The organism is Bifidobacterium aemilianum, from assembly GCF_003315635.1.
In the GTDB taxonomy this organism is placed as follows: Bacteria; Actinomycetota; Actinomycetes; order Actinomycetales; family Bifidobacteriaceae; genus Bifidobacterium; species Bifidobacterium aemilianum.
The window spans coordinates 1-10,616 of record NZ_PDCG01000016.1; the positions used below are offsets into that span (position 1 = coordinate 1).

Consider the following 10,616-nt stretch of genomic DNA (forward strand, 5'->3'; position numbering starts at 1 on the left):
TGTCGGTCCATCCGGTCAGGTGGTGGCCCTCCTTGCTGGTGGTCAGCGTGCCGATGGGTTGTCCCTCGTTCACGGTCAGGCTGGTGGGTGCGCCGTGGCCGCCGTTCTGGTCGATGGTCACGGTGTGTCTGATGGGCACCCATCGTGCGTACAGGGTGATGCTGGTGGTGAGCTTGGTGTTGGTGAAGTCCCATTTGGTGCCGCCGGAACGCGGTGTGGTCCACCAGTCGTCGAACGTGTGGTGGTCCAGGATGGGGTTGTTCACGGGTCTGGTCGCGTAGTCGCCGTAGACGTGTTCGGTCCAGGGGCTTGACCCGTTCTGCGGGTCGAACGTCACATCATACCTATACACCCGCTGGGTGATGGTGCCGGAGAGGACCATGGAGCCGGCGCCGCCGGCGGGGGTGGAGCCGCCGCAGGCGTAGTTGCCGTAGGGCCCGTTGCTGGTGGTGGAGTTGTTGGGGCAGTTGTTGGGGCCCTGCATGCGGAAGCCGTAGGTGTAGGTGCCGGCTCCTCGTCTGGGCCAGGTCATGGTCCCGTCATCGGCTGCGGGGGTGCCGAACACCCAGTAGCTGCCGTCCTTGCCCCAGGTGGTGGCGCCTCCGCTGGTGCCGTCGTGCCAGCGGGCGTCGGTGGTGGGGCTGGGTGCGGGGGGCGCGGCCGCCTCACGCGCAGGGACGTATCCGCCTGAGGTGGTGTTGAGGATGGTGGTGGTTCCGCTGCCGCTGCTGGGCTGCGCGAACAAGGTGTACGAGCTGACTTGGATTTTGGCGGGTCCCAGGGTCACGGGCTGGGTCAGGTCGACGGGTAGGTCGGGCATGGTGACCGACTGGCCCGAGGCGTCCAGGTGGCGCAGGGACAGCAGCTTGGCGCCGGCACCGCCGTACCCCATGTCGCCCAGGGGGGTCAGGTCGGTGAGGTGGTTGTGGTCCAGCCACAGGGACTGCAAGTGCCAGAAGGGTTTATCGTCGATGTTGTTCACCAGTGGTGTGAGGCTGTTGTTGTACAGCTGGTTGCTGCCCAGATCCAGACTGGTGAGGGCGTCGCTAAAGACGCTTAGCGGGCTGATGTCGCTGATCTGATTGTCCCGGAGATTGAGGTTCTGCAGGCACCAGAAAAGATCGATGTGGGTGAGGTCCTTGATATGGCTGGAGGAGAGGTCCAGGCTGGTGCGGGTCAGGTCCTGGAGGGTGAGGGGGGAGTCAACGGGGCGGCCCAGGGCCTTGGCCACGGCGTAGGCCAGGGTGTCGCCATCACTGTTGTGAAAACAGTCCCTGATGCTGCTGGCGTCCACGTTGCACCCGTTCTTGTTGTAGGTCACTTTTTGAGTGATAGTTCCTGAGAAAATCAATGAGTCCGCTCCTCCGCCGAAGGTCGCGACAGTATTTCCTTGCGCACGGAATCCGAAGGTGTAAATACCGGGACCTCGTCTGGGCCACCACATGGTGCCAGGATCAGGAACCGAATGATCAAAACCGACAGCACCATCGGTGGCCCAGACGTGATAGTCGCCCCGTTGGTTGCGGGTGTAACCTGCGTTTGTTGTTGGTGACGGTGCGGGGGGTATGGTTCCGCGTGCAATGCCGCCGTTGATGGTGTTGGGGGAAGTTCCGCTGCTGGGAAGAGCATATATTCTAGCACCACCTAATGTCCTTAAGCTGGCCGGTCCCATGGTGAATGATTGGTTAAAATCCGTTTCGAGGTCTGGCAGGGTGACGGTCTGTCCGGAGGCATCCAGATACTTCAGAGAACGCAGGACTCGGCCGGTGCTTTGGTCAAGACTGTTTATGCATCCCAGGTCGGTGATGTGGTTGTTGTCGAGCCATACGTATTGCAGTTTTGGGAGCCTGAATAACCACTCGATATCGTCGAGACCGTTATTGTCCAGTTGGTTGCTGCCCAGGTCCAGTTTGGTCAGGGCTAAAGTGTCGTTATTTTGCAGGCGCAGGAGTGGTGATATGTCGGTGATGTGGTTGTGGTCGAGGTAGAGTTCGGTGACTTTGGTGAAGTATCGGAGGCCTTCAACGTTGCCGATGCCTTTGTTGCTCAGTCTCAGTGGTACGGTGCGGTTGGTGTCGGCGGTGGTCAGGGTCTGGGCCAGGTTGGTGTTGCCGTGCAAGGCCTGGGCCATGGCCAAGGCCAGGTTTGGGTCGGGGAAGCAGTCGCTTACAGGGCTGGAGTCGATGGTGCACCCGGAGCGGGGCTGCAGGCCCCCTCGCATGAGCCATGGCTTGTCCGGTGTGGACTGCCAGACGGGCATGCTCCTGGACCCGGGCAGGGGGCTGGCAGAGTCGGCCAGACTGGGTGAGGGTTTTGCCTTGCCCTGAGTTTGTTCAGTGCCGTTGGCCGGTGTTCCATTGGTTTTGCCTGTATTGGACGGATCGGCAAGGCCTGGGGCGTCTTGTGGGTTGTCGCCGGTGAGCTGCCGGGCATTACCTCCGATGGGGGATGGAGTATCGGCTATGGGACTTGTCCGATGGCTGGTACCGGTCTGATTGGTGGCTGCCGGCCTATTGTGGGTGGTCCGTGTGCCTGGGTTGCCCTTGGTCCTGTTTGCTGTTGAGTCTGTGGTCTGCTGGCCCGTCCTGGTCCTGCTCGTCGTTGAGGGGAGTCGTCTGAGGGTGCCGCCTGACCCGCCGTTGGCGCCTTGGTGTGCGCTGCTTGAAGGGTTAGTTTCCTCTAGGGGGGGGGGGGGGTGATATTTGCTCCATTGGGCGCGGCGATGCCCAAGGTGAGCAAACCCGCGACAATGGCACGCACAACAATATTCAACATTAGTATCCGAATCCTTATACCTTTATAGTGGTTCTCGTAATGTTCATGTACCTATTATCTGGTGAGACTGATGCCCGCCATATTGACCTGTTGTGTTGAATCTCCCCACGGATTCCAGGTTTGAGGCGCATGAAGTGCTAAAGCGCACTATAGCATGCTGAATTGAAAGATAGCTGATAGGCTTCCTCGACCAGCAAGAGCAAGGGACTTGGGTATGTAAAAAGCGACTTCCGTTGGTACGTCCACACACCTGTGTCGGGGGGAGGGGTGCACCTCCCGACTGATGTCCATCTTGTGTCCACCATTCGGACCCGCTGGCCTGACTTCATTTCGGCTAGGCGATACTTCACAATATGCCGTCAGTCGTATGGCCGACGGCAGCTCGGAATGCGGAAGTGACAGCGGGCATCGGGCCATGCAACACGGTCCGACCGGCTGGGAATCAGAGGAGATGGTCATGATGAAGTATGCAGTCATAGGTGCTGGAGCAATGGGCTATCGGTACGGGGTGCTGCTGCAGGAGAACGCCGCCAAAAGCGTTGATTTCATAGACACATGGGCGCCGAACATTGAGAAGGTCCGCCAGCAGGGCGGTGTCTATGTCTCCCGTGACCATGAGGGCCGCCACCTGGTCCCCATCAGCATCTCCACCCCCGAGGACTACCAGGGCGACCCGGACGTATGGATCATCTTCCTCAAGCAAATGCAGCTGGAGGACGCCCTCAAGCGGTGCGAGCCCTTGTTCAAGGACCACCAGGTGGCCTTCTCCGCCATGAACGGCTGGGGCCACTTCGAGAAGATCCAGCAGTACTTCCCCAAGGACCGCATCTACGGCGGCACAGCCATGATCGCCACGGTCCTCAACGGCCCCGGAGACGTTGACTTCATCGGCAAGCCTGGCGCCGGCTCCATGCATATGTGCGCTATGACCGAGGAGGTCACCGAGGTCGAGCAGGCCATGGCAGCCGACTTCAAGGCCGCCAATCTCAACCCCATCATCACCCAAAACTTCCAGGGCACCTGCCTGGCCAAGATCATCTTCAACTCGGTGGTCAACACCCTGTGCACCATGTACCAGATCACCATGGGCCAGTTCGTCTCCTACCCGGGCGCCATGGACATGGCCACTCAGCTGATCAACGAGGCCTACGACGCCTTGGAGCGCGCCGGCTTCCAGCTGATCCAGACCCGCCAGGAGGCCATCAAGGAGGTAGACTTCGTCAGCCGGGTATCCAACCCCCTGCACTACCCCTCCATGTACCAGGATATGTCAAAGGGCCGCAAGACGGAGGTCGACTACATCAACGGCTACATCGCCAAGGTCGGCCGTGAGCACGACTACCCCTGCCGTACCCACGAGTTCTTGACCCACGGCGTCCACCTGGCCGAGCTCGCCTTCCAGATCCACCAGCAGGAAGCAGCCAAGGCCTAGCTGCCGGAGCCTCAGCGCGGGCCGCCCAGGTCCAAGGGGCACCCATGGCGGCCATAACCACCTGTGGCTCAGTCTGCCATCCACTCACCGGGCCTGCCCAAGGGGCTTGCTGATCCGCGACTGGCCAGGGTCAGGGCGGTGGGTGGGAAGAGGCGGCCCTGACTGACTCCTTCGTCCATACCCGTGATTCCAGCCCTGGCAACAAGGCTTATGGCATGGTCTGTTCCTTTTGCCTGGTCTGTTCCTTCGTGTGGGGTTGGCCATGGGATGATGATTCCCTGCGGTCTCGGCATCAACCGCAGGTATCGGGCTCACTGTTAATATGGGGTGCTGGCGGTGATGCCGTCAGTTTTCGTGCCTAAGGAGGAGCTGTAAGCGTGCCGGTTATACAAGCGGACGACACACGGATAGAGCAGTATGAGGAGTATGTCAGTACAGCGCCCTTCACCTCCGTGACCCAGTCGGTGGGTTGGGGCAGGGTGAAGTCGAACTGGAAGGCCTTTTACGTGTATATCGAGGAGGATGGCTTCCCCCTTCCGCGAGCCCGGGCAGCTATGTCCTTGTTGGTCATTGATGGTTTCGCATACGCATCAAAGGGGCCTGTAGGGGCTGATTTCAACGTCGATACCTTGGATGCCCTCGTTGCCGAGGCCCTTCCCACCCTACGGGATGAAGGTTGCTTCCTGCTGCGGGTCGATCCGGAGGTGGCCTACAGCGATGAGCTCAACTCGGAGCTTGAGGCCCATGGCTACCGTACCAGGAACCGCAATCTTCCAGAGGCCCAGGCCCACGCGACCATCCAGCCAAGATTCAATGTGGTGCTTGACTTGGACGGCAAGCATGAGGACGACTTGTTGATGTCCTTCAGGTCCAAAACCCGTTACAACGTTCGTCTGGCTGCCCGCAAGGGCGTCACCGTTCAGCGGGGGAGCGGCCGGGACTATATTGATCGTTTCTACGAGACCTACGAGGTCATGAGCCAACGGCATGGCATATCCTACCGTGCCAGGGACTATTTCGACCGTATGGCCGACACCTTTGGTGAGGACGAGCTGGGTGTGTACCTGGCCAGCGTTGACGATGAGATCATTGCCGGGGCCGTGAACTTCGAGTATGGCGATAAATCCTGGTACATGTACGGCGGGAGCGCCAATGCCAAGCGCAATTACATGGCTCCCTACCTGCTGCAATGGGAAATGATCCGCCACGCGCTGACCACCGGTAGGAAGCGTTACGACTTTGGCGGAATCTTCGGTTTTGACGACAGCGATGGCCTCTTTAAGTTCAAGCGTGGCTTCTCCGACAACCATTGGGTGGAGTACATCGGCGAGATTGACTATGTGCTTGATGAGCCAGGCTACCAGCGGTTCCTGAACAAATAGCCTCGGCGAGTTCGATGGTCGCCTGGCTGGTTAGCTGGTTGGCAGCAAGGTAAGGCGAGGTGGTAGGGGCGTGGGGCCGGAAATCATCCCGGCCCCACGCCCCTACCGTACCCCCGGCCAACAGGTCCCACCCGGCATCGAGTTTTGCAATCGAAGCGGGGGGATCGAATCGAGGGAGCTGGTGTATCGGTTACTCATGCTGGCCCAAGGGCAGTCCGTCAGCGATGCCGCTTGCCTGCTGCGGCGCGGTTGGCTCATGTGAGTGGGACCGTCCACATATTGGTGCCTGCTGCTGCGTTGCTGAGGGAAACGGGGAATAATGGCCTGATGAATAAGGAAGCAGTAGAAACCTATCTGGCGGCTGACCATGCCGCTGACCTGCAGGCCGCCGTCGAGCGTCTGGCTGGAACCGTACAGCATACGCCGCTGAGAAAGTCACCTGAACTCAGTGCCCGCAATGGCTTCCAGGTGGCCATGAAGCTGGAGAATCTACAAGACACCGGCTCCTTCAAGCTGCGGGGCGCCTACAACAAGATCGCCTCCCTGCCCCAGGAGGCCCTGGACCGGGGCCTCATCACCGCCTCGGCCGGCAACCATGCCCAGGGTGTGGCCTACGCCGCCAGGGAGCGCGGGGCCAAGGCCACCATCGTCATGCCCCAGATCACGCCACCACTGAAGGTTGATGCCACCAAGGCCTATGGGGCCCAGGTCGTCCTGCATGGCGAGACCTTCGATGACGCCTCGGCCTATGCCGGCCAGCTGGCCCAGGACCAGGGGCTGACCTTCGTCCACCCCTTCGACGACTACCAGGTCCTGTGCGGCCAAGGCACCATAGCCATGGAGATTCTGGCGGACAGGCCTGATGTCACCGATGTGGTCGTGCCCCTGGGCGGCGGTGGCCTGGGTGCCGGCGTGGCACTGGCCATCAAGACTTTTCGGCCCGATGTCCGGGTCATTGGCGCGATTCCCGAAGAGTCGACTGCCTGGCGGCAGTCCTTGGCTGCCGGGCATGTGGTCCCTGCGGAGTCGGTCAACACGGCAGCTGAGGGCGTGGCTGTCAAGCGGCCTGGCGACCTGACTTTCGCCCTGCTTGCCACCTACCTGGATGACTTGGTGGAGGTCAGTGAATCCGACATATCGCAGACGATTCTCTTCATGCTGGAGAAGCACAAGCTGGTGGTTGAGGCGGCCGGAGCGGTCTCCCTGGCGGCCTTGGGTCAGCTGCGTGACCAGTCGCAGTCCTTTGCGGCCTTTGCTGGTGAGCATGTGGTCGTGCCCATTGTCTCTGGCGGCAACATTGATTCGGTCACCATCGGCGCCGTGATTCAGCGGGGCATGATCTCCCGTGGCCGTATCATGCAGTTCGGCGTGGAGCTGCCGGACGTGCCGGGCCAGCTGGTCAAGGTCGCCACCATCCTGGCTGATCTGCGGGCCAATGTCATCGAGCTCAACCATGACCAGTTCAAGGCTTCGGGCCACTACCGCAACGGTGTCCTCCTGGAGGTCACCGTCGAGGCCAACGGCCCCGAGCACATCGCCCAGATCCTCGAAGGCCTACGTTCACAAGGGTTGCAGGTCCATCAGATATACTGACATGGGGGGCCGCAGCCGCATCTGAGGGTGAAACAGAGCGTCGATCTTTCGGGGTCTTCCTGATTCATCCGACTGCTTTCCCGCTGCTGCTGCACTAGCAGTAAGGCTGAGGAGACTGATTGGGAATGCTGGAAACCAGCCCTGGCCCCACCGGCCATGAACAGGTAGAGCGAGGCCACATGGTGTGGAATGGTTTGTGCGGGCGGGGCATGTCCCAACGAGACCGCAGGCTTCCCAGGGCCTTGCGCCTTGGTGTCCCCTGTGTCCTGCTCGCCCTGATGCTGTGCTCCACCATGGTTGCGCCCGTGCCCGCGCACGCGGCGGCGAAGCAACCGATCATCTTCTGCCTTTCTCCCAACAACGGTTCCCTGCATGCGGGACAGGAGATAGCACTCACCCAACCGCTACCTGAAACCATGCCGGAGGGCCTTGCCTTCACCGCCCTCAGCGCCGGATACCGCTCCTCCTTCGCCACCGCCTCCAACGGTCAGACCTATGCCTGGGGGTATGACGGCATTGATCTGGGCGTAGGTACGGCGGTCGAATATCCGGGACCCTCCCGTCTGGCGACTCCCCAGGGTGTCCATTTCTTGTCAGTGTCAGCAGGTTTCACCCAGACCGTGGCCTTGACCGCCGAGGGTGCGGTCTACATGTGGGGGCACATTTACTCTCATTCAGGACCCAGGAGTTGGCTGGCAGAATCCAGACCTCAAAAGGTGGACCTTCCCGCCGGCGAGCCTGCCAGCAAGGTGGTCTCGGGGCTCAACCATGCCCTGGTCCTGGCTGCTGACGGTTCCGTCTACGTCTGGGACAGCACCACCGGTGCGGTCGCATGGGAAGGCGCGGCGCGGGAAAAGATTCATCTGGTTAGGGTCAAGACCCCTGACGGCCTTCGCTTTGTTGACATCAGCACCAGGGATGGATACTCCCTGGCCCTGTCGGCGGAGGGAAGCATCTATCTCTGGGGCGCTCCGGTCGAATCCGACGAATACGGGTATGGTTCCCATCCCCATCGCAACACCCCTGTTGAGTTGAAGGTCACCCCCCAAGTCAGATTTGTCAGCATCGGTGCCGGTTCCGGTTTTCTGGCCGCCCTCGGAGAGGATGGCGGGCTTTACATCTGGAAGATCGGCAAGGGCCAATGGCTGTCTGGCTCCAGCCCATCCGTCGAGACCGGCTATACCCGGCTGGAGGCGCCCGCCGGGGCCCGCTTCACCGCTCTGAGCGTGGGGGACGATCACCTGCTGGCCATGGCCAGCGATGGCGGCCTCTACGGGTGGGGAGACAATCCCGACGGGCGACTCGGCACAGGCAAGGCCGATTCGGACTCCAAATGGAAGACCGGCCTGCAGGCGGTGGCCGTTCCCGCCGGCGCTCGCTTCACATCCGTAAGCGCGGGGGAGAACCATTCCTTGGCGCTGACCGCGGAGGGCAAGCTCTACGGTTGGGGCAGCAACGATGGCCACCAACTGGGAGACGGTTCTGGCGACAATGTCCTGGTTCCCACGCCAATCCCCCTTCCACCGTCTGGCGGTGATAGTGAGGATGAGGATGAATCCAGGCCCATGGACGCCGCATCGGTCAAGATTACCTCGGTCCGATTCGACGGCCGCCTGGGAACCGACCTGCACCTCGATCAGGACAGCGGAGTCTGGCTGGTGACCACTCCTAAAATGCGTGCCGGCAGTAGCCTGATGCCCGACCCCGAGGGAGGAGCCCTACCGGTCGATGTGGATTGGGAGTACAAGGGTCAGCCGCAAAAAACCAAGCGCTTTACCTTTAGCTATCACATAGAAGACCCCAGTGAGAACAATGACTTTGCCCCCTTGCTGTTCTTGGCCGTTGCGCTAACTGTAGGCCTGCTCTTGCTGCTCCTGAAAGCTATACGCTGGTGCCGTTCGCGCATTTCCCGCCCCCAGCCCTGATCTGATCCCCGGTGGCCGGTATGGCCCGCTGTAAGCATATGGACAGCGGTCACTGGTCCCGGTCCTGGTGTTGGCCGAGGGCCTTTGGTCCGCTATAGCAGCAGTGGGAACGGACACCATATGGGTGAGCGGTCCGTCCATCGCACATATCGGTTTCACGGAACCGTTGGCGGCTATCCGTGAGCAGACTGAGTCTGACCCCTCGCCCATGTTGGTTTCACACAAATGGAGGATGTCGACCCCGGCGGTTTCCTTGCTCCTGACTCTTTACGTGGAAGGCAGTTTCTCAGCGGTTGTGGACGATGGTCTCGTCGACCAGCTTGGGCAGGGCCTCCTGGATGGGGTCCCTGATGATGCGCTTGGCCAGGCGGTCGTATTGGGTGGCCTCCATGTTCATGATGGTGATGGGCACACCGGCTTGGGCTGCGATCGGCACCAGGGAGGCGGCCGGGAAGACCTCCAAGGTCGAGCCGATGACCCAGAACTCGTCGGCCTTGACGGCCTTGGCCATGCTGGTCTCCATGGCACCGTCCGGTAGCGATTCGCCGAAGTAGACCACGTCGGTCTTGATCAGGCCATTGCAGGGCATGTTCCCCTGGTAGGGCATGCGGCGGTGGCAGTGGGGATCGGGCTCTTCGTCCAGCCGGTCCATGATGTCGGCGGTCCTATAGGCCGCGTGGCACTTCAGACAGTGGGAGGTTCCGATGGTGCCGTGCAGGTTGACGATGACCTTGTCACTGTTGCCCGCCTTCTCGTGCAGGGCGTCGAAGTTTTGCGTCGCCAGCAGGCTCAGCAGACCGGCCTTTTCCAGACGGGCCAGGGCCTTGTGCGCCACCCCCGGCTGCGCGCCCCAGACCGGCGACTCCTTCTGCCATCTCCAGGAGTACTCGCGCTGCTCCTTATCGCCAAGGAAGGCATCAATGTCATAGACACTCATCTGATCAGGGTGCTTGGTCCAGACCCCATTGGGCCCCCTGAAGTCGGGGATTCCCGCCGAAGTGGAAATTCCCGCACCCGTCAACGCCGCTATCTTCGTACTCATGCCTTCAGGCATAGCACATACTGCGATTCTTGGGAGCAAGCGTCTTCCAGTTCATGGCCCGCTTCCACGCTTGCTATGGCTTCCCCGGCCATAAGTCCAGCATGTGGATGCGGTTATGAGCAATAATGCTGGAATTCGAGGATTTCTCGCGGTGGATGACAAATTAAAAGATGAGAGCTAGACTGCAAGTACAGACGAACGAGATGGTCTGACACGCCGAAGGAAGCCTGCAATTCAGCGGTTTCCTCCTTTGAGTGCGCCTCACGATTTGCGTGAAGGAGGCTGTTCGTGTAAGTTTATCAATTGCTGCTCAGCACGGCTTCCACTCCTTACGGATTGATGAAGTGTGTTGGTGTGGTGGTGGTTTGAGAACTCAATAGTGTATTTGTACTACTAAATACTTTTTATAGTCAATGATTGCCAGTCCGGTGTCGGCCCGTGCCTTTGGGTGTGGGTGGTCTTAGTTG

The 10,616-nt window shown here is 60.6% G+C and carries 6 protein-coding genes; 4 read left to right on the forward strand and 2 right to left on the reverse strand.

The window, feature by feature from the left end:
- The coding region (locus CRD60_RS08130; RefSeq protein WP_130473086.1) for an InlB B-repeat-containing protein at positions 1–2,260 on the reverse strand (2,260 nt) is incomplete at its 3' end.
- 966 nt (positions 2,261–3,226) lie between these two features.
- Here CRD60_RS08130 and CRD60_RS08135 point away from each other — a divergent pair.
- The 4 genes from CRD60_RS08135 to CRD60_RS08150 all read left to right on the forward strand — a co-directional run bounded on the left by CRD60_RS08135 (position 3,227) and on the right by CRD60_RS08150 (position 9,107).
- Positions 3,227–4,207, forward strand: coding sequence for a ketopantoate reductase family protein (locus CRD60_RS08135; RefSeq protein WP_113860780.1), 981 nt, complete (start codon positions 3,227–3,229; stop codon positions 4,205–4,207).
- Between the two features lie 377 nt (positions 4,208–4,584).
- A complete protein-coding gene (locus tag CRD60_RS08140; protein WP_113860777.1) occupies positions 4,585–5,589 on the forward strand; it encodes a lipid II:glycine glycyltransferase FemX in 1,005 nt (334 codons plus the stop codon).
- Between the two features lie 327 nt (positions 5,590–5,916).
- Positions 5,917–7,182: a threonine ammonia-lyase gene (gene ilvA, locus CRD60_RS08145; protein ID WP_113860778.1), complete on the forward strand. Its 1,266-nt coding sequence runs from the start codon at positions 5,917–5,919 to the stop codon at positions 7,180–7,182.
- A gap of 305 nt (positions 7,183–7,487) precedes the next feature.
- Positions 7,488–9,107: an RCC1 domain-containing protein gene (locus tag CRD60_RS08150; RefSeq protein ID WP_161522224.1), complete on the forward strand. Its 1,620-nt coding sequence runs from the start codon at positions 7,488–7,490 to the stop codon at positions 9,105–9,107.
- A gap of 286 nt (positions 9,108–9,393) precedes the next feature.
- Here CRD60_RS08150 and CRD60_RS08155 read toward each other — a convergent pair whose 3' ends face one another.
- The gene (locus CRD60_RS08155; RefSeq protein WP_113860781.1) at positions 9,394–10,149 is read right to left on the reverse strand and encodes a Sir2 family NAD-dependent protein deacetylase; all 756 of its coding nucleotides are present in this window, start codon (positions 10,147–10,149) and stop codon (positions 9,394–9,396) included.
- Positions 10,150–10,616 lie beyond the last annotated feature (467 nt).